Genomic DNA, 23,415 nt, shown 5'->3' on the forward strand with positions numbered 1-23,415 from the left:
AATTCATTATTTACCTCTTCATTCTATTCCTCCCTTAAATATAAAATCTTTATCTGAAGGTATTAAAAAAGCTTTTTAAAATATTTTGAATTAGGAGAATAAGATCCGAAAATACTGTCAAATTTTATTTCCAGCTGATCAAATTTAAATTCCTCATCCATCTGATCCAGACAGGTTATTACCAGGTTCTTTTTTACCGGGGTAATATAAGCTCCATCCAATTTTAAAGCATAATTCAACAATTTATAATCTAAACTTCCGAATCTCAACTCTTTCTGATACTCATTAAAGGTACAGGTTTCCTCTTCATTGTTTTTTAAAAGAAGTTCTTTTTCATTGCTCATCCACCCATTTCCGTGACGTGTTGCATAGCTTCTGGTCACATAATACATTTCAATATCTTTAATATTGAGCTTTTTACAGATCTCATAAGCATTTTTTGAAGTTGTATGAGCGTATGTCACATTCGGAAAAACACCATGATCCATATCTAATAAAATGCCTTGGCTTCCCTCAAAAATGAGATTTTCAAATGAGTTCAGATAACTGTAATCTATTATTTTCCAATCTATTTCCTCTACAGCTGCTAAAAAAGGAATAATCTGTTCATTGATCTGTTCTTCTTCCATAAAACCATAGTAATAAGCAATCCCTTTCAGCTTTTCGATCAGCATTTCCTTAGGAGCAATGAGGTCAATGGCAAATAACTTGTAAGGGCTTTCATTTCTTTTCATGGTAGCTCCTACTCCTTTTCCGCAGGTTCCATGTTCCAGATTTTTAGTATTGGTTCTGTTTTGCCAGACATCAAAAGGCGTAGTTACCTTGGCTAAAGGATGAATATGAAGCTCTGTATTTCCGTTTTTTGCTTTTAACTCTTCCCTTTCATTGAATAGAAATAAGGGATGAATTGTGCAATGTTCGGTAAAATAAGAAGGTAATCCACGAAGGGCTCCACTCGCAAAACTTGAGTGAACATGTTTTCTGCTATCCATCATCACGGTATGAGCAGCTTGCTGTCCTCCTGAGAATCTGATGACTACAGCCCCAGGATTTTGCTGAGCCAGAAAATCTGTCGTGATTCCTTTTCCTTCGTCTCCGAAACCTAATCCTATAACAATTTGCGCCTTTTTCATGTCTGGTATTTTTAAAGTTATTGCCGTTCTGGCTAATTTGTGATCTACAGCATCTGTATATTGTCTAATCCATCTACGTTTGGTGTTCCAAAGGTTTTCTCTTTAAATTTTTTGCAGATAATCTTTGTGATTACTTCCGGAATATCTCTATGATCTTGTATGGATATACAATTTTCTCCCAATAGTTCCTTCCAATCTCTATTTGCTCTTATAGCCTGATCAGAATGCAGAACATTGATATGATATACCTCATATTTCTTTTTAGCTTCTTCCAAAAGCTCATAATGAGTATAGGTTTGCTGTCCTGAGCCCATAATTTCTCTTATGGCTGATGCCGGAAGAACTTTCAGGCAAGGTTCGTCACCTACAGTAAACAATAGCCCTTTCTGATTTCTTTTTTCAAAAGCATCTGTTCTGGTATGGAAAGCGGCAAAATACCACGCTAATAGATAACTTTCTCCTCCATTTCCACCGCCTCCGGATTCTATATAAGTTCGGGTAAGCCACATATCCAGTTCTTCATCTCCGGATTCAAACTGCCCTACTTGCAATGGATAGCTGTCACATTCATGATCTCCTATTCCCAGGAAAAGCAATGCCGGATCGGGAACTCCACCTTGGATGATTCCACCCATCAGTTTTGGTAGCCCTTCTTTGATCAGTTGATGTGGAATATGCCCCATGCTTCCGGTTACATCCAACCCCAGAACAATAGGAACTGTGTTAGGATGCACTTCAGAATCTCTGGACTCCCTAAAAGAAATTCCCTGGGGAATCATTGATGGATGTGCCTTTCTTTGGGCATTCTGTGTAAAAATTTCACCTGCGGATTTTGTTCCGTAACCTGCTCTACTTGCTCTATCATAACGAGCATCTATATCGTATCTTGTACCTCCCATGACTAAAATGTTTTTCCAAATAAATATTCAAATCTCTTTTGAGAAACTTCTAACTGAATATTCAGATTTCTGATTGTTAATGATAATTCCATGTCTTTCTGAACGAATGCTTCGGGATTAAAATCCGCAAAAGTCAAACTGTTTCTATCCAAAGGACTGATATCAATAAGTCCTTCCTGTTCACGCTCGAGTCTTTTTATTTTCAACTCGATGTCTTCTACCTTGCGCCTGTAAATCAACTCTGAATCTTCTCCGATTGTTCGCGCACGGTCTTCTCTGATCTGATCATTATTTCTTTGTAATGACTCGATAAATCTTGGTTTTAATTCATCTTCCATACTGATCATTTTTTTTGTGTTATTATTACGCTAATTAAAAAGGACATAGTTTTGCAAAACATTTTTTAGTATTCATCAGGTCTTATCCTTTCATAGTACTATTTTGTGACTGGTTATTGTGTTTTTACCCTCTTAATTCATCTCTTACTTCCATCAAAGCAAATCCTAAAAGGTTTTCTCCGTTCCATAATAAAGGATTTTCTGCTCTTGAATCTGTTTCCAGCATTCCGATTCCCCAAATGGTATCGTAAGGACTGGCTTCTACCAGGATTTTATCTCCTGTTGACAAAAGAAAGTCTTTGTACTTTTTGTTCTGTGAAAATTTTAAAAGATTTCCCTGTTTTACAATCTCATATTTATGTTCATTCCAAAGTTTCGGATCAAAGTTTTTTACTTTTCTTCCCAGACTTTTAACCTGATTGGGACTTGGAGCTTTCAATATTTTTTCCAGCGTTTCAGGGTCATTAAATAATCTTGCTTTCCCAGCCATCATATAATGTTCTGCTGTTTTGTAGACAATTCCATTTTCTTCAAAATTGCCTGTAAACCATTGGCTAAAACATGATTTGGTGATTTCACTTTTAGCAGTATGCCCCCAGAAAAACAAAAACTTTATCCTTTGTTTCTTTTGAAATTTCTCTTTAATATTTTGTAAGGTGTATTTCATATTGTGTTATTTCTACGCAAATGTAATACAATATCATTTTATGCTCCAAATTTATTTGTGTTATTTTTACACTAACAAATATAAACAATTGATTTTCAGATTAAAAACTTAATTGTCATAAAACAGTAATAACACAAATATTTTGCACACATGACGCTAATCGGATAGATTTTGGCTAAAGCCAATGGAATTTTTGTTCATAAAAAAACGGACTAAAGTCCGTTCCTATTGAATGTATGTACTGGATATTTTTCTCAAACAATTTCAACGTAATTCTTACTATATGAATAGCATATAAATATGTAATTATTCGTGTAAAATATTTGTGCAATTTGTGGTTAAAAACTATTTGATTTCAAAGTAGAATCCTTGTTCTTCCAGCTCTTTGTATTTTTCCTGATTAAAAGTGAAGAGTTTTCCGGGTCTTCCGCTGCCTTCTTTTTTAACGTTATTGGTTTCATTAAGCAATCCGTAGCTCATGATTTTTTTACGGAAGTTTCTACGGTCTATTTCCTGTCCTACAATTGTTTTATAAAGGTTTTCAAGGTCTGAGAAAGGAAACTCTTCGTTAAGAAGATTAAAGCCAATTGGTTGGTATTGAATTTTGGTACGAAGTCTTTTTAAGGCAATATCAATAATATTTTTGTGGTCAAAGGCCACTAAAGGAAGTTGATTGACGCTGAACCATTGTGCATCATCTGCATCAGAGTCAGCAAAGAGTTCATGATAAGATGGGTTCACAAGCCCCAGATAAGCCACAGAAACCACTCTATTTCTTGGGTCGCGGCCTACGTTACCAAATGTATAGAGTTGTTCTAAAAAATCGGGTTTTATGCCTGCTTCTTCATGCAATTCTCTTTTTACAGCATCATCCAGGTTTTCATCATCTAAAACGAGTCCTCCCGGAAGTGCCCATCCGCCTTTAAAAGGTTCTATATTTCTTTTTATTAAAAGTATCTGTAGATCTTTCTTGTCGAAATATCCAAAAATAACTGCATCTACAGCCACTTTTATATCCTGTAATTTTTTTGGTGACCCCATAAATTAATTTGCGTTACGAATACGCAAAGTTATGAATAAATATTTACTATTTTTACTTAATTATGAAAAAGCTTTTATGCCTTATTTTTATTCTAGGGCTAATTTCTTGTAAAAAAGAATCCTTTGCAGATTCCATTACCCTGCATTATGAAAAAAAGGACAATCTGACTTTTCAACATTTTAATGAAGGTCTTGGAGAAGTAGGAACCGGAATTATTTATATTGGAAAAGAAACCTCATCTATAAATGTAAAATATTTCAAAACTATGTTGGCTCCGCCTCCACCGCCTCCAGGCTTTAAAATAGAACAGGACTCGGTAAGAGATTATATTCTTTCGAAATACTTTTATCCCTTTTTAGATAGGGTTACCTTTTCTAACAAAGCCGTCGTTTACGATTCATTAAGCTCAGAAAATGTAAAAATAATAGCGAAAGTGCAAGATACAATTCCCAAATATGCCTATAATTTTGAAACCAAAACATTAAAGAAATATAAGTCATTTCCCGTATTTATAAAAAATATTTCCGGTCGTAAACTAATTTTGCCAGAATTTAAAAACTTATTTCCAGCTATTTTAAATGACAGGAAAAAATGGCAATTATTAAGGAATGACAATGCGATCGTTTGCGGAGATCCATCATGGGATCGTATTTATTGGGAATTTGGTTCTGACGAAATTATAGTTGCTTCTGTAAATTTTCTCCCCGGAAAAGATAAGGGAGAGTTTAAATTATCTTTTGGCAGTGCTACATCTGAGCCTTTTACAATGAATTATGATAAGAAAATAATAAAAGATCAAGACAGATATTTTGAAATTAAATAAAAACCGCATTCTTTATAAGGAATGCGGTTTCAAAATTATTTGGTTTCGGATACCCCTGTTGTAGGGACACTCATATTGTTATTAAAATATCCGACATTAAATTCCTGTGCTACCCAGTTTCCTGTTTTGGAATTAAATACATAGACTTTATGGTCGTATTTGTCTGTGAACATAAAGTTTCCATTGTTCGCTATAATTTCCGGATTTCCCAATCCTCCATTATTATAAAAATAACCAATACTAAACTCCTGGGTCTTCCATTCCATCGTTTTTGAATTGAATACTTTGATGCTATGCTCATATTTATCTACAAATCCAAAGTTACTTCCTGAATAGATTACTGTAGGAGTACTATTGTTATTAGGATAGCCAACATTGAATTCCTGCCCAGACCAAGTACCGCTTATATAGTTGAATGTATATACTTTATGATCTTCTTTATCAATGAACATTACATTCCCGTTATCCATTGTTACAACTTCAGGGCTTGAATGACCATTGTTATAATACCAAACATTAAACAGCTGAGAAGACCAATTTCCTGTTTTGGAATTAAAAACGTTTACCGTACGTTCATATTTGTCTGTAAATATGATATTTCCATTAGAGGCATTAATGGTTGGGGTAATGTTATTATTAGTGTATTCTACATTGTATAACTTTGAAGACCAGATACCTGTTTTAGAGTTGAAAGCATAAATTTTACGATCAAACTTATCCAGAAAATAATAATTGCTGCTTTTACTCTCAATGATATCATCTCCTATTGATGAATCTTTAGAAGAGACATTAACCTTATTGGCAACCATTGCATAAGGAACAGCCATTAGCTGATTGGTTCCGACATTCGTATAATTCGTTCCTCCTGCAGGATCCATTTCTACTTTAATAAACTTAGAACTTGCAGCCCAGTTAATTCCGGAAAATGAACCGGAAACCGGTGTTCCCTGCCCTATATTAAGATTGACTAATCCTTTGGAATTGGTTGTTTTTGTATGAGTCTCTGTATAAATATTAGTTCCATTTACAGAGTTATTCAGAATACTAATTCTTACTGAAACATTTCCGTTGGCAACCGGAGATCCCGTTGAATTGAAAGCAATAGCCTGATAAGAAAATGCTTCAGGAACTTGTGCAAAGGTAAATAAGGTTGCAGACAGAGCTACAAGAAGGGTGTATATTTTTTTCATGGTTTTATTTTGATTTATTTTTTAATAACTTTTACTGGCTTTAATTCTGAATCTTTAAATATCAGCATATAAATTCCTTGGGTAAGAAAAGACAAGTCGATACGGCTTTCTTTAATCTCTTTTTGAGCGATCAGTTTTCCAGACATATCATATATCATAACTTCTCTTGGTTTTATTCTTGAAGAAACATTGAGGGTAATATAATTTGCAGTCGGATTAGGGTAAACACTTACTTTTTCCTGTTCTGCAATAACTTCATTAACGCCTAATACGTTTAAAACAGTTTGATATAAAATTCCTGGTGTTCCGGTATTCTGATGATCAGGGTTGGTGGGAATCACATAGATTTCTCCCACTGTATGAATAAGAGCCTCATTGGACATACTCCCTGAATTGATTCCTCCCACAAGGCTTTGCGAATAGATTAAAACAGTAAAAAAAAGCCCACCGAGTAAATAGATTTTTTTCATGGAAATTAATTTTGCAGTAAATATAGCACAAAGAATGACCCCTTATTAAAAATTTATTTTATGTTTAATTTCTTTTAATTTAAAAATAACAGGTGATATTCTTCGGATCAATGCATAAAAAAACCGGTCAATAACCGGTTTTTGATATTATATAATCGATGATTAATCATTCAGCTTTAATACAGCCATGAATGCAGACTGTGGTACTTCTACTCTTCCGATCTGCTTCATTTTTTTCTTACCTTCTTTCTGCTTTTCCAATAGCTTACGCTTTCTGGAAATATCTCCTCCATAACATTTTGCGGTAACATCTTTTCTTAGAGCTTTAATGGTTTCTCTTGCAATAACTTTCGTTCCTAATGCTGCCTGAACAGCGATATCAAACTGCTGTCTTGGAATCAGCTCACGAAGTTTTTCACACATTCTCTTACCAATATAGTAAGCATTACTGTCGTGAATCAAAGATGAAAGGGCATCTACCATGTCACCATTAATCAGGATATCCATTTTTACAAGCTTAGAAGCTCTGAATCCGATTGGATGGTAGTCGAATGATGCATATCCTTTAGAGATAGATTTTAGTCTGTCATAGAAGTCGAAAACTACCTCAGCCAAAGGCATATTGAAGATTAATTCAACTCTTTCTGATGTTAAATAACTCTGGTTAACGATCTCTCCTCTCTTTTCAATACATAGAGTCATTACAGCTCCAACGAAGTCAGATTTTGTAATGATAGAAGCCTTAATAAAAGGCTCTTCTACTCTATCCATGGTAGAAGGATCCATCATTTCAGACGGGTTATTGATCAGAATCGGAACTTCAGGTTCTTTTTTCGTATACCCAAAGTAAGATACGTTAGGAACCGTCGTAATAACGTTCATATTGAACTCTCTATCCAAACGTTCCTGAACAATTTCCATGTGAAGCATTCCTAAGAATCCGCAACGGAATCCAAAACCAAGAGCTGCTGAACTTTCCGGTTCGAAAACTAGAGAAGCATCATTCAGTCTTAATTTTTCAAGAGAGAATCTTAATTCTTCAAAATCCTCAGAATCAATCGGATAAATACCAGCAAATACCATTGGTTTTACCTCTTCAAATCCATCAATTGGGCCGTCTGCCGGTTTCTCAAAAGAAGTAATGGTATCTCCTACTTTTACTTCACGGGCATCTTTAATCCCTGAAACCAAATATCCTACGTCTCCACACTGAATGGTTTTCTTTGGAACCTGTTTTAATTTTAATGTACCTACCTCATCAGCTCCATATTCTTTTCCTGTTGCGAAGAATTTGATTTTTTCGTTTTTAGTAATACTCCCGTTTACCACTTTGAAGTAAGCCTCAATCCCTCTGAACGGGTTGTAAACAGAGTCAAAAATCAAAGCCTGAAGTGGCCCTTCCGGATCTCCAACAGGTGCAGGGATTCTTTCAACGATTTGTTCTAATAAATTATGAACTCCTTCTCCCGTTTTCCCTGAAACTCTCAATACATCTTCATATTCACAACCGATAAGATTCATAATCTCATCTGTTACTTCTTCAGGATTAGCAGATGGAAGGTCAATTTTATTCAAAATCGGAATGATCGTTAAATCATTTTCCAATGCTAAATATAAATTACTGATGGTTTGTGCCTGAATACTTTGAGCAGCATCCACAATAAGAAGCGCTCCTTCACAAGCAGCAATAGAACGGGAAACTTCATAAGAGAAGTCTACGTGTCCCGGTGTATCAATTAGGTTTAGAATATATTTTTCTCCTTTATATTCATAATCCATCTGGATCGCATGAGATTTAATTGTAATCCCACGTTCCTTTTCCAAATCCATATCATCCAACGTCTGAGACTGTAGTTCTCTTTGAGTAACGGTATTGGTATACTCTAAAAGACGATCTGCCAAGGTACTTTTACCATGGTCGATATGAGCGATTATGCAAAAATTTCGTATGTTTTTCATTTAAGAATCTTGTAATTTGCAAAGATAAAAAAAAGCGAGAGATTATTGTCTTTCATGATCTTATTGTATCAATTTATTTGAAATACCCGATAAAATCTAAAAAATCTCCCTCTATTTTCTTTCTATGATTAGTCAAACATATAACTTCCGGTTAATGAATCAAGATATATGTTCGGCATATTTGAAGTATCCACATTGCTGCTCCTTCTACTAGAACCGGAATCAATAGCTGCTCCAATCAATGCTCCAACAATTCCTCCTGCCATAGCACCGATCATGGCCCCATTAGCTCCATTAGCTCCATTGCCAACAAAAAGCTCTGTCTTATTGGCAACAACATAAAACCCTTTATCGTCTTTTATCATTTCCAGATATCCAGCCGGTGTAGATCTGTACGCTTTACCATTTTCTATATATCCAAATACTAATTCGTTATCTATAACCTCCTGATTCAAAGTTGCATTAGTATCTTTAATATTGGTTACTCTCCCTTTTTTATTTTTATCTATAACATATCCCGGCTCAGGTTTCTGATCATAAAACGATCTAAAATCTTTATACACTCCATCTTTTAATTCAGCATTACCAAAAACAGGAGAAATCTTAGTTAGATATTGCTCATAATTCGGTAACTCTTCCTCAGAAATTGTCCCCACCAAAGGTAAACATGTATAAGAATCCCTGATCGTACTAGTTACAGCATTAGATATCTGGGCTGCTACATGTTTAGGGAAGCTTGATTCGGAGGTAATAATGTTTTGAAAACGGTTTAGAAAATAATACTTATTGTTTCTTTTGATAAAACTTGAAAGTTTAATTTTAATTTTTGTAGTGGGTATTTTTGCTTCCGGATCCTCACTATAAACTTTTAAATCTTCTAATAATAAAACGATATCATTATTTCCTCTCGTTTTATTATCCTTTAAGAACCAATTTTCAATGTGGCTCTTCAAATCATCATTCGCAAATTTAAATGTATAGGTTTCTTTATGAAACAAGGTATTCCCTATTTCTTTATCAGCTCGGTTATCAATAATGGTTATTGATTTTGCAATTCCTCTTCGATCTTTAATGTTTTGCTTCAATTCTACTAATTCTGTTTTCTGTGCTGATAATGAAACTGCCATCAGCAAGAAGAAGAATATTTTTTTCATTTATTATTTTTTCGGCAAAAGTATAGATTTAAAGGGGAAATTAAACGGCTCTCACAAAAAAGATTTGTAAGAGCCGTCCAACATTAAAAAAATAAACTATTATGGGTTTTGTTTAGGTCCCGAAGTGTTATTATGTACATGAGGTTTTCTTTCATTCATTTTATCTCTCATCATTCCCTCAGATTGAAACAGCTTCAGAACTTTCTGGCAGGGAATCACCTGCTGCATTTTCTCTGCATATCTTTTTCTGTTATCCAAAAGCTTCTGCCCTATTTCAAAGCTTTGCTGTAACTTCGCTTTAGCTTCATCATCAGATAATGTTTCAGGATTAAAGCCTGGATCAAATTGACTTTTTATCTGTTTCTGGCTGTCTAGATACTCATTATAAAGCTGTGTAAATTCTGCTTTATCTCCAGGATCTACATTCAGATTATCCATGATCATATTATTCCTGAATTTTTTAAGCAATTCTTTTCTTTCTTCAGGAGAAAGGTTGTTGATGACCTCCTTTCTTTGTTTAGGATCCATCTTTTTCCAGTCATAATCTGAATTTTGAGCATTTAAGCCAAAACCATAAATAATAAAAAACGTCAATAGTATCTTTTTCATCTTTCTTTATTAGTTATATAAATCCAAATAAACATCTTGGGTCGAATTGCTCGCCAATTCTGCAATTTCAGAATTAGAGAACGAATCCAGATATTCATTCATCCGTGTTTCTTCTTTTTTTGTTACAGGTTTCACTGTTTTTTGTGAAACAGTTTCTTTTCCATTTCCTTCTTCACTTTCTAAGGCCAAAGAAGTATTATTTTTCTGATTTACAACTGTTTGATTATTATTTTCAACAGAAGTTAAATCATTTTGTAATGTTTCATAAGCAAGCTGAGCATCTGTTTTAGGCTCACCTTTATGAAGAGCATACGCCTCTTTTGAGTTCAGGTTTTTATCTACTGAATCATTATTGGAATTAAAAATAAAAGTTACTCCAAAGATCAAAGCTAAAGACGCTGCTGCTGCATACATCCAATTTAATTTAAAGACCGGTGCTGGTGTTTTTTGTTCCGGCTTTATATCATTCATAACCCTCTCCTGAATATTTTCAAACAAATTTTCAGGGACTGTGTAAATGTTTTTACGTTCTAGTTTTTCTATGTCGAACTCTTTCATCTTTGTTTTGTCAAAAATTATCTTTCGTAATTTTCCTTAATATAATCTTCTATTTTTTGTTTAGCATAATGATAATTTGTTTTCAATGTTCCTACTGACATATCTACAATTTTAGATATTTCTTCGTAGGGTAAATCATCATAATACCGCATCATAAATACCAGTTTCTGTTTTTCGGGCAGGCTTTGTATGGCGTTCTGCAATAAAATCTGTATTTCTTCGGCATCTCCTTCTGAATTGTCTGCGACAAGGTTTTGCATGTGATACTCAGGATCTTCATCGGTCTTCTGCATTTTCTTCAGTTTATTGACTTGCTGTAATGCTTCATTGGTAGCAATTCTATACAGCCATGTATACAACTGGCTATCGTTTTTAAACTGATGAAAATTCTGATAAGCTTTAATAAAAGTTTCCTGCAAAGTATCCTGGGCAAGATCTCCGTCCACAATAATTCTTCGTATGTGCCAGTATAATCTGCTTTGATAGGCATCCATCAAGGCACGAACACCTTTATCCTGTGTCCGTGGATTCTGCATCAACGAAATAATCTCCGCGTCCTTAATCTTCATAAGATGCCTTTCATTGTTTTGGATTACAAAAATAGCTGAAAGTTAAATTAATTATTCAATTTTCAGTTTAAATATTAAAAATAATATGAGACACTTACGCAATAAACGTGCCTATATTGAAGTTTCGGGTTTCTGTAAGGTTCTTCCTTTTCCGGCTCGGCTTAAAATCCTATATTTGTTAGATGCAAATTGTAATTATCGGTTCCGGAAATGTAGCTTATCACATAGCAAAAGCCTTCACTTTGAAAGGTATTTCCCTTGCTCAGATTTTTGGGCGGAACGAAAAAGAATTGAGTAAAATTTCTGAAGAGCTGGATATTCCCTATTCTACGGAACATCTGGCAGATGCGGATCTGTATATCATCTGTGTAAGTGACAATTCTGTAGGAGAAGTCTCGAAAATGATTACCAAAAAGAACTGCCTAGTAGCTCATACTTCCGGTTCACTTCCGAAGGAAACGTTAAACGGAGAATACAGAAAGGCAAGTTTCTATCCGTTACAGACCTTTTCAAAATCCAAAGAATTGGAATACGAAAAGATCCCGTTTTTCATTGAAACGGAAAATGAAACGGATACAAAAACACTTTTTGAACTGGCTTCCAGAATTTCAGAAAATGTAATGGAAAGCAATCATGAAAAAAGAAAGTACATTCATCTGACTGCAGTTTTTGCCTCTAACTTTGTAAATCATCTTTTTTCAAGAGCCAAAGAAATTTCAGATTCTCAGGAAATCCCTTTCGATTATTTTTTACCATTGATTGATGAAACGGTTCAGAAGATCCATGAGATAGAACCTAAAATGGCTCAGACCGGGCCTGCAGTAAGAAATGATCTTAGGGTTTTAGAATTACATGAGCAGTTATTACAAGACGAAGAAAGTCTTACCATTTATAAGACAATGAATCATTCTATTCAAAAAATGTATGAGTTATAAAGAAAAATTAAAGGATATTAAGGCCTTTGTATTTGATGTAGACGGAGTTTTCACAGATGGAAGTGTATACCTGATGCCGGGAGGAAACATGAGCAGAGTAATGAATGTACTGGATGGCTACGCCGTTGTTAAAGCTCTAAAAAACAACTATTTAATAGGGGTTATCACCGGAGGAAATGATGAAATGGTGAAACATAGAATCAACTATCTTGGTATTCAGGATTATTATCCAAAATCCCATAATAAGATGGAGGATTTTGAAGATTTTAAAAAGAAATATAACCTTAAAAATGAGGAAATCCTGACTATGGGAGATGACCTTCCTGATATTCATATTATGGAAAGTTCTGCTATTGCGGCATGTCCTGAAAATGCTGTTCCTGAAGTAAAGGGAGTTGCTGATTATATTTCTCCGATAAAAGGCGGAAGCGGAGCCGTACGTGATGTAATCGAGCAGGTAATGAAAGTTCAGGGGAACTGGCATGATGATAACACCCAATCTGTATAACACTATTTATGAAATTACTTTTAGCATCACAATCACCGAGAAGAAAGGAACTTCTTTCCAGCCTTGGTTTTGAATTTGACGTTGTAAAAATTGATTGTGAAGAAATACTTCCTGAAAACATTAAAATAGAGGAAGCAGCAGCTTATTTATCTGAATTAAAAGCAGAAGCATTTAGAAGCTTAGCTGCAGGAGAAGTTTTATTAACTGCCGATACCGTAGTTGCTATCGATCAACAGATTCTGGGAAAGCCAAAAGATGAAACTGATGCCCAAAATATGCTTCGAAATCTTTCGGGAAAAACTCATCAGGTGTACACAGGTATTACCATCAAAACTGCTGATCAGACGTTTACAGAAACAGATGTAGCTGATGTAATCTTTGATGAGATTTCAGATGATGAAATACAATATTACATTCAAAATTATAAGCCTTTTGATAAAGCCGGAAGCTATGGGATCCAGGAATGGCTGGGAATGGCAAAAATCAAAAGTCTGACAGGTAGTTTTTATACCATTATGGGACTTCCTACCCACCTCGTTTATAAAATTCTGAAAGAGATTTCTGCGATTTAAAAATCCATAGTAATTTCCAACAGTTATAAAGATGAAATAAAATATTTCGGGGAGAAATATAAATATTATTCATTATAAAATTTTATTATTTTTACAAAATCATCAAACTGCTGATAATAAAAAGCAGATTAGCAAGTTATATTGAATAATGAAAAAGAATATATTGTTCCTTTTAGTGATCTGCCTTGTTGCTTCCTGTGGTACCAAAGTAAAAAAGCCGGAGCAGCGATCCAAACTATTGAAGGGATTTTCTACATACTATAACACACTATTTAATGCTAAAGATGCGCTAAATAGTGAATTTACTGCAAGAGATAAGGGACATAAGGATAATTTCTATGCTCCTTATATTTCTATTCTCACTTTTGAAGATCAACCCTTGGGAAGTGATCTTGGGCAATCTACAGCTTTTGCTGAAAATTCTATGAAGATGGCAGAAGTAGCCAACAGACCTGGAAGAAATTCCGGAGCTCCTAATATGCCCGATGGCCCTGGAAATGCCCCTACGAATCCTGATGGAACTCAGTCTAAGGGTGCAACGACACTAGAAATTGCTGAAGCCAAAGCTTTAAAGGCCATCAACAAATATTCGGTTACCAGAAATGGTGAAGAAAAGAATAAGCAAATTTTCGATGCTTATATCATCCTTGCTCAATCAAGAATATACCGAAATAAACCTCTGGAAGCTCTGGATGCCCTTAATTATGTTTTCACTCACATGAAGGATGATAAGAGGATTCCTCTGGCAAGAATTTATCAGGGTGTAGCTTATGATAAAATCAAAGATTATCACAGAGCTCATGAGACTTTTGCAAAACTAAAGGATGATAAAATCAATAAAAGCTATGCTAAGCTGCTAAGTATTTACTATGCTGAATCTCTTCTGGATGCAGGGAAAAAAGAAGATGCTGCCAGAGAATTAGATTTGGCTTTTGAGCTTAATTCCAATCGAAAACTGAAAAGCAGAATTGCTTATTTAAGAGGTCAGGTTCTTGAAAATCTGAACCAGAATGATAAGGCAAGAGAAAGCTATACCGCAGCTTATAAATATTCTAATGATTTTGAATTTGAAGTAAAATCTCAAATTGCTATTGCTAAAACTTTTAATGGTAAAGGAGATTATAACGGAGCCAAAAATTACCTGGAAGGAATTAGCAAAAAAGGAACTTATGGTTCCAGAAAAAATGAATTTTTGTATGCTTTGGGACTTATGGCCAATAAAGCAGGTAAAAAAGATGAGGCGCAACAGTTTTTCAGAAAGTCTTTATTTGAAAAGGTTTCAGACCCACAGATTCGTGGGCTTGCTTACTATGAGATAGGAAAAAGCTATTTTGAAAAGAATGATTATATCGGTGCCGGAACGTATTATGATTCTGCCCTTGCAGTAATGACCTATGAGCCTTCAAAGATTTTATTAAAAGATCAATCTGCTTATATCAAAAAGATTTCCAAGAATTATTATCTGATTAAAAAGAATGACAGTATTCTTTCTTTGGCTAAAATGGATAATGCACAAAGAACAGACTTTTTCTCAAAGTATATTGATAAGTTAAAAATCAAAGAAGAGAAAGAAGAACAGGAAAGAAGACGGGCAGAGCGAAACAAAGGATTTGATACAGGTGACTATAATTCTACTTCTATTTTTGCCAATAATAATGCCAATGCTTTTGAAGACTTTGGGGTAACAACGAAAGGATTTTATTTCAATAATGTCGGAACTGTAAGTAAAGGAGCTTCTTCATTTAAGCAGGTATGGGGAGAAAGAGCACTTTCTGATAACTGGCGTTTTTCAAAAAAAATGGCTACGATTGAAGATATGAAGAGTGAAGCTCTTGGGGTGACTACAGCTCCAAATCCAAGACGTTTTGAACCTGCTTATTATATAGAACAGATTCCTACTGATCAGGGAAAACTGGCACAACTTAAAAAGGATAGAGATACTGCTTCTCTAGGGCTTGGTATCATGTATCAGAATTATTTTACCAATACTCCCCTTGCCACTAAAACTTTGTATGATCTTGTAGACGTAAAACCGGAAGAAAAAGTAATGCTTCAGGCATTGTATGAAATTTTCGCCATGAATTATGAGAAAACACCTCAGGCTGCAGAAAGAGCAAAACAAATTCTTTTAACTGACTACCCTTATACTTCATTTGCTGAATTTGCCAGAAATCCGAAAAATAATTCTTTCGTAAAATCTACAGAGGATGTAGAAAATGAGTATAAGAAAGCTTATGCTTTATACGAATCTGAAAAGTTTGTGGAAAGTAAAAACGTCATAGACCAAACGATTCAGAAATACCCGAAAGATGCATTGGTTCCAAAGCTCTACCTGTTGAATGCTTTCAATACAGGAAAGTCCAGTGGAAAAGAAGTAATGATCCTTCAACTTGAACAGATTGCCTTAAACTATGCTAAAACTCCGGAGGGAATAAAAGCTAAAGAAATGCTGAATTATCTAAAAAGTGACCTCAGCTTCCAGGCTACCGATAATAAAGGGAATGCTCTGCCTCAACAGCCAGACTCTCCTACTCCACCTATCAACAAAAACCAAAATATTCCTCAGGGTAATCCAAACAACACTGAGAATTTCAAAACGATAAATACTCAATCGGCACAACCCATGTCAACAGGTAAAATGAACAATATACCTCAACAAAAAACAGATAAACCTAAAAACAAATATGTCCCTGATGGCGGGCCAGATAGTAAATAAAAACAAAAAGCGAAGAGTAACTCTTCGCTTTTTGTTTTTATGGGGATAAAGAGTTTCTATGAACCCTTTTTCTTTACTCCATGAAAATCTTTAAGATAAAACGGCTCAAAATAAGCCATGTCTTCAAATTCTTTATTTTCTATCTTCTCTAGTGTTTTTGTAATCAGGTACTGAGCAGAGGGATAAATATCATCTCTGAAGTCTGCATTAGGAAGATTTAAAATATCTTTTGCCTTTGTAGCTCCATCACCCACAAAGATTATTTTTTTATCTCCGAATTCCTCAAAAGAGGTTTCGTCTAAAATCTTCGCTTCGGTTACAGAGATCTCCTTTCCCGTAGAACCGTCATAAACGGCCGTATAAACCTCCATCCTTCTTGCATCGATCAATGGCACTATAAAATCATAGTTCTGCCCTAAAAACGGCTCTATCATGCTTTCAAGAGAATTGACCGCAATGAATGGAACTTTCAGACCATAGCAGAAGCCTTTCGCAGAGGCAGCTCCAATTCTTAACCCTGTGTAAGAACCCGGCCCTTTCCCTAAGGAAACTGCTTCAATATCTTTCAGTGATATTCCTGCTCCTTCTAGGGCCCATTCAACGTAGGTATGGAGACTTTCAGACTGTTTATAGTTTTCAGAAACTTCTTCACACAAGCATAGAAGCTTTTCATTATCGGATACAGCTACTGAGCAATTTTTAGACGATGTTTCAAGATATAGAATTTTCATTTTCTTGTTTTAAGCTAAAAGAGCAACCTTGCGGAAAGGCAAAATTGCTTTACAATTTTTTACAAATTTAATCCTTTATTTTGAGACTATTTTCTATAGATCGTTCTTGGTTCAGCCTGAGCGCTTGGATAAATACACATATCAGCAATAGTAACGTGTTTTGGGGCATTTACACAATAGGCAATGGCATCTGCAATATCTTCTGCTTTTAAAGGCTCATACCCTGTATATACCGTTGATGCCTTTTCACTGTCTCCTTTAAATCTTACCAATGAAAAATCTGTCTCTACAGCTCCGGGTTGAATATTGGTTACTTTAATACCGAATTCAGTAAGCTCCAGTCTCATTCCTTCAGAAATAACATCTACTGCTTTTTTAGTAGCACAGTACACTACTCCATTGGCATAGGTTTGCCTTGCTGCAACAGAACTAATGTTTACAATATGACCTAAATTTTTAGTTTTCATACCCGGGATGATCATTTTAGAAACATAAAGAAGTCCTTTTACATTCCCGTCAATCATAGAATCCCAGTCATCTGTCTTGCCCAACGAAAGAGGATCAAGCCCATGAGCATTTCCAGCATTATTAATCAGAACATCAATATCTTTCCATTCTTCAGGAAGCGAATTGATCGCTGTTTCCACCTCTTCAAGATTCCTTACATCAAATGTTAAACTAAATAATTCGGTAAATTGAGATAATTCTTCCTTTAAAGATTTCAGTACTTCTTGTCTTCTTCCACAAATGATAATTCTGTTTCCCTGTTTTGCCAGAAGCTCAGCAGTGGATTTACCGATACCGGAAGTTGCGCCGGTGATGAATATTGTTTTCATAAAACTGATTATTATTGAATGTAGCAATGGATCAGTTTAACAATCTACCAATGCATGATCTTTATTGTTACATTGATATAGTATTAAACTGATCCATTATTTATTATTTTTTTATTTGATTAATTTGCATCCAATGCCTGAAAAGCATCGGTAATATGGTCGATCGTTAAATTTCTATGTTCACCAGGAAGAACAGAAATAATATCAAACCTTACTTCGTTCTGCTTATTAAATTCTTCCAGGTAATGGTTTACCGCAGATACGATCGATTTAATTTTTGTTTTGGTCACCGCTTCCTGAGGCAGCATAAAGGCATCTGTAGATCTTGCCTTTACTTCAACAACAATGATGAACGCATCTTTTTCAGCAATGATATCAATCTCTGCTTTCTGAAACCTGAAGTTTCTGGCTAAAATTTTATACCCGTTATTCTGAAGATAATCGGCTGCCAGATCTTCTGCTATTTTTCCAAAGTCGTTGTGATTAGCCATGGCCAGTTTTTGGATGTATAAGGGTAGGAGAGAAGAATCTTTTAAAACTCGATCTTCACTTTAGCTTCAATCTTGACCTTCGCCCTCCCTCCAATCAAAAGAGGTCTGTTGTCTTTAATATGTCCGTTTGGAAAGCCAAATATTGTAGGGAATTTGTATTTTGAAATTCTTTCGAAGATCATTGTATAGGCAAACTCATCAAAGCTGGCTTCATACTCTTTATTATCTTTTTCATCGCCCATATTGGTCATTCCACCTACGATAAGTCCTTTGATTTTATTGAAAACTCCTGCCAGTTCCAGGCTCATAATCATTCGATCCAGCGCATAGAAATTTTCACCGATATCTTCAATGAATAAAATTTTATCTTTAAAGTCAAAAGAATATTTAGTTCCCAGAAGGGCGTAGATAAGGGCTAAATTCCCTCCAACCAATTCTCCTTCAATATTCCCTTTTTTATTTAATGGGTGATATTTTAAGCTATATTTAGGCGTTTTTCCTTTTAAAATATCGAAGATCAGATCATAGCTTTCATCGGTAACTCCAAAACTGGATGTTTTGATGGTCTGCCCGTGAATGGAAGCAAACCCTTTTTTCAAAAGATAGCTTTGTATAACCGTATTATCGGAATAGCCAATGTACCATTTTGGATTTTCTGTAAAATTTTTAAGCTTTAAGTGCTGAATCAGATGCTGACAGCCATAGCCCCCTCTGGAAGCCCAGATTGCTCCAATTTCTTTATCATTTAAAGCCCAGTTGATATCTTTTATTCTTTCCTTTTCTGTTCCGGCATAATTATATCCGTTTGAAAATTTGGTGTAAAGGTGTTCCCCCAAAACAGGTTCAAATCCTTTACTTTTAATTAATTCTATTCCCTTTTCCAATTGAGTGGTATCTACAGCTCCGGCAGGGGAAATAACAGCTATTTTAGCTCCTTTTTTAAGGGCTTTTGGAAAGATAATTTTTTTCATTTCGTTTTTTGATATTTTACTTCTTTTTTCTCGGCTTCTTCCAGTTGTCTGTCAAACTGATTGAACTTTTTAAAGCTCTGCAGGAAGATAAAGAAACTGAATACAATAAGGATAACTCCTACAACTCTTCTGATCCTATTGGCCAGCTTTTGAGTAAGTTTATCGTGAAATTGCTTAGCCAGAAATATCTTCGCAAGGTCAATACAAAGGTAAGTTCCGATGACAATGCTGATGTATAAAATAAAACTGCTGGTGTCCGGATATTGATTCCTTACGGAAATTACCGTTACCAGCCAGAATAGGATCACTCCAACATTTAAAAGATTAAAGAAAAAACCATTGAAAAAAGTTTTAATATAATTTTGACTAATGATTTTTTCTTCGCCGGGAATATGCATTTTGGTCTTCGTCACCAGCATCACAATTCCATAAATAAAAATCAGAATGGAAGTAATCCTGTAGAAACCCGGATGTTTATCAATTAAAGTAACAATGTCTGCACTGGCATAATAAGCTGCTACAATACACAATAAATCTGCAGTGATAACGCCAAGATCCAATGATAAGGCATGCTTTGGCCCTCTGGAGAAACTGGTTTCTATTAACAGGAAGAATATAGGCCCTATAAAAACCAGACTCAACATGAATCCTAAAATGATGGCAGATAGTACAAGTTCAAGCATTTAATAATTTTTAAAATGAAAATAATTTCATTCCGTTTTATACAAAGTTATACTTTATGATTTAATTATTCAATAAAGATGTTATATATCAACTTTTATTTTAGCTGCTATTTGGGACATAGTTTTTAGAAAGGAAGCGGGTAGGGGAAGTTGAAGTAGTATGAGCAAGCACATGTAATTCATAATAACCTCTTTTTTCAGATCATAGAAAAATAAAGAGGTTATTCCATTCCGGAACAACCTCTTTTTATTGTTATATTTTTAATTCCTGATTTTACTCAACAATCTTAAAGTCCAATTGCTTCTGAATCAGATTTGCTTTTACAACTTTAATCTGAACCTGATCTCCTAATTGGTATTTATTTCCATGTCTTACTCCGTACACCGCATGTGTTTTCGCATCATACATATAAGAATCATCTACTAAATCTCTTAATTTAATAAGACCTTCTGCTCCGTTTTCAGGAATCTCTACCCAGAATCCAAATTCTGCCACTCCGGAAATAACTCCAGTGAATGTTTCACCAAGATGTTTTTCCATGAATTTCACCTGCATATACTTGATAGAATCTCTTTCCGCATCAGCAGCTAATCTTTCCATGGAGCTGCAGTGTTTTGCTTTTTCTTCCAGTTCCGGTCTGCTTGGAGATTTTCCACCATCCAGATAATGCTGAAGAAGACGATGAGCAATCAAATCCGGGTAACGACGAATAGGAGAGGTGAAGTGGGAATAATACGCAAAACCTAATCCATAGTGACCAATAGGTTCTGTAGAATATACTGCCTTACTCATACTTCTCATCGCAAGAGTTTCAATCATATTTTCTTCTCCTTTTCCTTTTACATCATGAAGAAGTTTATTTAAAGATTCTGCCACTTTTTTGGTATTGGCCAGGTTCATTTTATATCCGAACGTAGAAACAAAATCTCTTAATGACTCTAACTTAGCAGGATCCGGATCATCGTGAACCCTGTAGATAAATGTATTATTGGTAATTTCTCCTTTTCTCGTTAATGAGATAAATTCAGATACTTTTTTATTGGCTAAAAGCATAAATTCCTCGATCAGGTGATTGGAATCTTTACTGATTTTAAAGTATACTCCAACCGGCTCATTATTTTCATCCAGGTTGAATCTTACTTCACTTCTGTCAAAAGTAATAGCGCCGTTTTTGATACGGTCATTACGCATGATCTTCGCCAATCTGTCAAGCACATTGATTTCTTCAGCCAGATCTCCATTTCCTGTTTCAATACGTTCTTGAGCTTCCTCATACGTAAATCTTCTGTCTGAATGAATCACTGTCCTTCCAAACCATTGTTTCTGAATTTCCGCCTGATCATTCAGTTCAAAAACTGCTGAAAAAGTATATTTATCTTCGTGAGGGCGAAGAGAACACACATCATTACTCAACACTTCCGGAAGCATCGGTACCACTCTGTCCACCAAATAAACGGAAGTTGCTCTCTGATAGGCTTCATCATCCAGGATCGTTCCCGGAACTACATAATGAGATACATCAGCAATATGAACACCAATTTCCCAGTGTCCGTTTTCCAGTTTTCTAATGGATAAAGCATCATCAAAATCTTTCGCATCTTTAGGGTCAATAGTAAACGTACAGATACTACGCATATCCCAACGTTTTGCTACTTCCTCATCCGTAATCCTTCTGTCTATTTTATCAGCATCTGCTTCTACTTCTTGTGGAAACTCATAAGGTAAACCATATTCGGCAAGAATAGCATGGATTTCTGTTTCATGTTCTCCCGGAGCACCCAATACCTGAATGATTTCTCCTTCTGGATTTTTATCCCCAGGTTTCCATTCTGTCATCTTTACAATGACCTTATCTCCATCCTCTGCATTATTGAATTTTGCCTTCGGAATAAAGATATCTGTATTGATTGATTTTTTATCACAAACCACAAACCCGAATTCCTTGTGTGCCACCTTCTGGAAAGTACCCACAAACTCTGTTCTGTTTCGCTCTAAAACCTCCAAAACAGAGCCTTCTAATTTCTTTCCTTTATAATGATAAGTTATAATAAGAACCTTATCTCCCTGCAGCGCATCCTTTACATTTTTAGAATGAACGAAGACATCATCTTCTAATCCTTCTACATTTACGTAGGCATTTCCGCTTTGGTTGAAATCAATAATTCCGGTTAGTGTTCCTGCAATTTTCAGGTTCACAATATATTTTCCTCTTTCTACTTCTTTAATCTTTTCAGATCCCTGAAGTTTATGCAGCGCCTGGATCACAAGTTCTCTTTGTCTTGGATTTTTGTAATCTATTCCATCAGCGATCTGCTTATAATTATAAATTTTTGATGCATTTGCATTCATGAAACGAAGGATCAATCTTCCGATTTCCATCAGTTTCAAATCATTTTTATGACTTATATATTTTCTTTTTTTTGGCATTTTAATTTTTTTTAAATTTCTTAAGTTGTTATTTCATGAAAAGAAATTTCTTTAATTCCAGAATTTTCACATTCAAAATAACAGCCTTTATTGTTTACTCAAGTCCTTGCTTTACTTTTGTTCTCTTTATTAAACAAAGCTATAAAATCTATGCCAGGACTTTGAATATCTTTTTTATTATTATGTATATTTTTTACAAAGCTCTTTTGGTATTTTTTCAGCCATTATAATCTTTTGTTTTTTATGGATTAAAACAATTTATCATAAAAAAATAAACCACAGATCCTTTTATTTTTATCAAACCTTAATGTTTAATTTAATCTTGTTTTTTCTAAATCTACTTTATAACGGAATCTTTAGTTTTGTATAAATTTACTACAAATCTGGAGAAGAAAAGAGAAAAACCTTTTATAAAATATCTTCAAAAATATTACAAAGGTTCAGGAGAAGTATAGAATTTAATTTCTATTGAACACTGCAAATGTACAAATAAAAAATAAATAAGGCCTGCAATCAAATTACAGGCCTCAGTATATTTAGCAAACAGCAATCTTATCAACTCTGTTCTGGTGTCTTCCACCTTCAAATTCTGTAGAAAGAAATTTATCTACAATTTCAATCGCCAGTTCCTTTGATATAAATCTTGCCGGCATAGAAATCATGTTGGCATCATTATGCAGTCTTGCCAGTGTTGCAATCTCCGGCATCCAGCAAAGTGCACATCTGATTTTCTGATGTTTGTTCGCCGTGATCTGAACCCCGTTTCCGCTTCCACAGATCAAAATTCCCAGCTCATTTTCTCCGTTTTCCACAGAGGTTGCTGCAGGGTGGACAAAGTCTGGATAATCCACACTGTTTGTGGAAAACGTTCCAAAATCCTGAACCTCAAACTTTTCTGAAAGGTAGTTCTTAACAATCTCCTTATATTCATAGCCTGCATGGTCCGCTGCGATAGCAATTTTTCTTTTCATAATACTCTTATTAAGCTTTTTTAGATTTTATTTCCTTACAAAGGTAAGAATAATAACAATTCGTGTTAGTAAACCGTGAGTTAATTGTGAAAAGGTATGTTAATAACTGTGGAAAACTTTTTTCAACTTTCTATTTTCAAAGATGAATTTATTTCGTAATAG

General features: G+C 34.8%; 24 protein-coding genes. 5 read left to right on the plus strand and 19 right to left on the minus strand.

Features of this window, described 5'->3' with window-relative positions; translation table 11 throughout:
* Positions 1 to 62 precede the first annotated feature (62 nt).
* The 5 genes from GTR01_RS17595 to GTR01_RS17615 form a co-directional block, all read right to left on the minus strand.
* Positions 63 to 1,133 carry an adenylosuccinate synthetase gene (locus GTR01_RS17595; RefSeq protein WP_160139077.1) on the minus strand — a complete coding sequence of 357 codons (1,071 nt, stop codon included), beginning with the start codon at positions 1,131 to 1,133 and terminating at the stop codon, positions 63 to 65.
* 44 nt (positions 1,134 to 1,177) lie between these two features.
* Positions 1,178 to 2,032, minus strand: coding sequence for a hypothetical protein (locus tag GTR01_RS17600; RefSeq protein WP_160139078.1), 855 nt, complete (start codon positions 2,030 to 2,032; stop codon positions 1,178 to 1,180).
* Positions 2,033 to 2,034: 2 nt separating this feature from the next.
* Positions 2,035 to 2,370 carry a hypothetical protein gene (locus GTR01_RS17605; RefSeq protein ID WP_047489898.1) on the minus strand — a complete coding sequence of 112 codons (336 nt, stop codon included), beginning with the start codon at positions 2,368 to 2,370 and terminating at the stop codon, positions 2,035 to 2,037.
* A 124-nt stretch (positions 2,371 to 2,494) separates the two neighbouring features.
* A complete protein-coding gene (locus GTR01_RS17610; protein WP_160139079.1) occupies positions 2,495 to 3,037 on the minus strand; it encodes an NADAR family protein in 543 nt (180 codons plus the stop codon).
* A 345-nt stretch (positions 3,038 to 3,382) separates the two neighbouring features.
* Positions 3,383 to 4,078: an NUDIX hydrolase gene (locus GTR01_RS17615; RefSeq protein ID WP_160139080.1), complete on the minus strand. Its 696-nt coding sequence runs from the start codon at positions 4,076 to 4,078 to the stop codon at positions 3,383 to 3,385.
* Between the two features lie 62 nt (positions 4,079 to 4,140).
* Here GTR01_RS17615 and GTR01_RS17620 point away from each other — a divergent pair, with 62 nt between their 5' ends.
* Entirely contained in the window at positions 4,141 to 4,902 is a 762-nt protein-coding gene (locus GTR01_RS17620; protein WP_160139081.1) for a hypothetical protein, read from the plus strand.
* Positions 4,903 to 4,937: 35 nt separating this feature from the next.
* Here GTR01_RS17620 and GTR01_RS17625 read toward each other — a convergent pair whose 3' ends face one another.
* From GTR01_RS17625 to GTR01_RS17655, 7 genes are all read right to left on the minus strand, one after another.
* Positions 4,938 to 6,092, minus strand: a complete 1,155-nt coding sequence (locus GTR01_RS17625; protein ID WP_160139082.1) for a hypothetical protein — start codon at positions 6,090 to 6,092, stop codon at positions 4,938 to 4,940.
* A 14-nt stretch (positions 6,093 to 6,106) separates the two neighbouring features.
* Complete coding sequence (locus GTR01_RS17630; RefSeq protein ID WP_160139083.1) at positions 6,107 to 6,562, minus strand: T9SS type A sorting domain-containing protein; 456 nt, start codon at positions 6,560 to 6,562, stop codon at positions 6,107 to 6,109.
* 162 nt (positions 6,563 to 6,724) lie between these two features.
* Positions 6,725 to 8,521 (minus strand): translation elongation factor 4, encoded by a 1,797-nt coding sequence (gene lepA, locus GTR01_RS17635; RefSeq protein ID WP_160139084.1) that lies wholly within the window; start codon positions 8,519 to 8,521, stop codon positions 6,725 to 6,727.
* A gap of 128 nt (positions 8,522 to 8,649) precedes the next feature.
* A complete protein-coding gene (locus GTR01_RS17640; RefSeq protein WP_160139085.1) occupies positions 8,650 to 9,675 on the minus strand; it encodes a hypothetical protein in 1,026 nt (341 codons plus the stop codon).
* Between the two features lie 99 nt (positions 9,676 to 9,774).
* Positions 9,775 to 10,284: a hypothetical protein gene (locus GTR01_RS17645; protein WP_160139086.1), complete on the minus strand. Its 510-nt coding sequence runs from the start codon at positions 10,282 to 10,284 to the stop codon at positions 9,775 to 9,777.
* Between the two features lie 9 nt (positions 10,285 to 10,293).
* Positions 10,294 to 10,842, minus strand: a complete 549-nt coding sequence (locus tag GTR01_RS17650) for a hypothetical protein (RefSeq protein ID WP_160139087.1) — start codon at positions 10,840 to 10,842, stop codon at positions 10,294 to 10,296.
* A gap of 17 nt (positions 10,843 to 10,859) precedes the next feature.
* Positions 10,860 to 11,411 (minus strand): RNA polymerase sigma factor, encoded by a 552-nt coding sequence (locus GTR01_RS17655; protein ID WP_160139088.1) that lies wholly within the window; start codon positions 11,409 to 11,411, stop codon positions 10,860 to 10,862.
* 182 nt (positions 11,412 to 11,593) lie between these two features.
* Between GTR01_RS17655 and GTR01_RS17660 the strand changes: the two genes are divergently transcribed.
* The 4 genes from GTR01_RS17660 (at position 11,594) to GTR01_RS17675 (ending at position 16,142) form a co-directional block, all read left to right on the plus strand.
* Complete coding sequence (locus GTR01_RS17660) at positions 11,594 to 12,346, plus strand: Rossmann-like and DUF2520 domain-containing protein (protein WP_160139089.1); 753 nt, start codon at positions 11,594 to 11,596, stop codon at positions 12,344 to 12,346.
* Positions 12,336 to 12,854 carry a KdsC family phosphatase gene (locus GTR01_RS17665; RefSeq protein WP_115973139.1) on the plus strand — a complete coding sequence of 173 codons (519 nt, stop codon included), beginning with the start codon at positions 12,336 to 12,338 and terminating at the stop codon, positions 12,852 to 12,854. The genes GTR01_RS17660 and GTR01_RS17665 overlap by 11 nt, the downstream gene beginning before the upstream one ends.
* 8 nt (positions 12,855 to 12,862) lie before the next feature.
* A complete protein-coding gene (locus GTR01_RS17670; protein ID WP_160139090.1) occupies positions 12,863 to 13,426 on the plus strand; it encodes a Maf family protein in 564 nt (187 codons plus the stop codon).
* A gap of 148 nt (positions 13,427 to 13,574) precedes the next feature.
* Positions 13,575 to 16,142, plus strand: coding sequence for a tetratricopeptide repeat protein (locus tag GTR01_RS17675; RefSeq protein WP_228452274.1), 2,568 nt, complete (start codon positions 13,575 to 13,577; stop codon positions 16,140 to 16,142).
* Positions 16,143 to 16,198: 56 nt separating this feature from the next.
* Here the strand turns inward: GTR01_RS17675 and tsaB are convergent, their stop codons facing one another.
* The 7 genes from tsaB to rpiB all read right to left on the minus strand — a co-directional run bounded on the left by tsaB (position 16,199) and on the right by rpiB (position 23,253).
* Positions 16,199 to 16,873 (minus strand): tRNA (adenosine(37)-N6)-threonylcarbamoyltransferase complex dimerization subunit type 1 TsaB, encoded by a 675-nt coding sequence (gene tsaB / locus GTR01_RS17680; RefSeq protein ID WP_160139091.1) that lies wholly within the window; start codon positions 16,871 to 16,873, stop codon positions 16,199 to 16,201.
* 86 nt (positions 16,874 to 16,959) lie between these two features.
* Positions 16,960 to 17,709 (minus strand): SDR family NAD(P)-dependent oxidoreductase, encoded by a 750-nt coding sequence (locus tag GTR01_RS17685; protein ID WP_160139092.1) that lies wholly within the window; start codon positions 17,707 to 17,709, stop codon positions 16,960 to 16,962.
* Between the two features lie 119 nt (positions 17,710 to 17,828).
* Positions 17,829 to 18,200, minus strand: a complete 372-nt coding sequence (locus tag GTR01_RS17690; RefSeq protein WP_160139093.1) for a YraN family protein — start codon at positions 18,198 to 18,200, stop codon at positions 17,829 to 17,831.
* A 41-nt stretch (positions 18,201 to 18,241) separates the two neighbouring features.
* Complete coding sequence (locus tag GTR01_RS17695) at positions 18,242 to 19,171, minus strand: LD-carboxypeptidase (protein WP_160139094.1); 930 nt, start codon at positions 19,169 to 19,171, stop codon at positions 18,242 to 18,244.
* Positions 19,168 to 19,854, minus strand: coding sequence for a LysE family translocator (locus GTR01_RS17700; protein ID WP_160139095.1), 687 nt, complete (start codon positions 19,852 to 19,854; stop codon positions 19,168 to 19,170). The genes GTR01_RS17695 and GTR01_RS17700 overlap by 4 nt, the downstream gene beginning before the upstream one ends.
* 274 nt (positions 19,855 to 20,128) lie before the next feature.
* Positions 20,129 to 22,282 (minus strand): ribonuclease R, encoded by a 2,154-nt coding sequence (gene rnr / locus GTR01_RS17705; protein WP_160139096.1) that lies wholly within the window; start codon positions 22,280 to 22,282, stop codon positions 20,129 to 20,131.
* Positions 22,283 to 22,818: 536 nt separating this feature from the next.
* Positions 22,819 to 23,253, minus strand: a complete 435-nt coding sequence (gene rpiB / locus GTR01_RS17710; RefSeq protein WP_065395543.1) for a ribose 5-phosphate isomerase B — start codon at positions 23,251 to 23,253, stop codon at positions 22,819 to 22,821.
* Positions 23,254 to 23,415 lie beyond the last annotated feature (162 nt).

The sequence above is a fragment of the Chryseobacterium sp. c4a genome (assembly GCF_009900745.1).
In the GTDB taxonomy this organism is placed as follows: domain Bacteria; phylum Bacteroidota; class Bacteroidia; order Flavobacteriales; family Weeksellaceae; genus Chryseobacterium.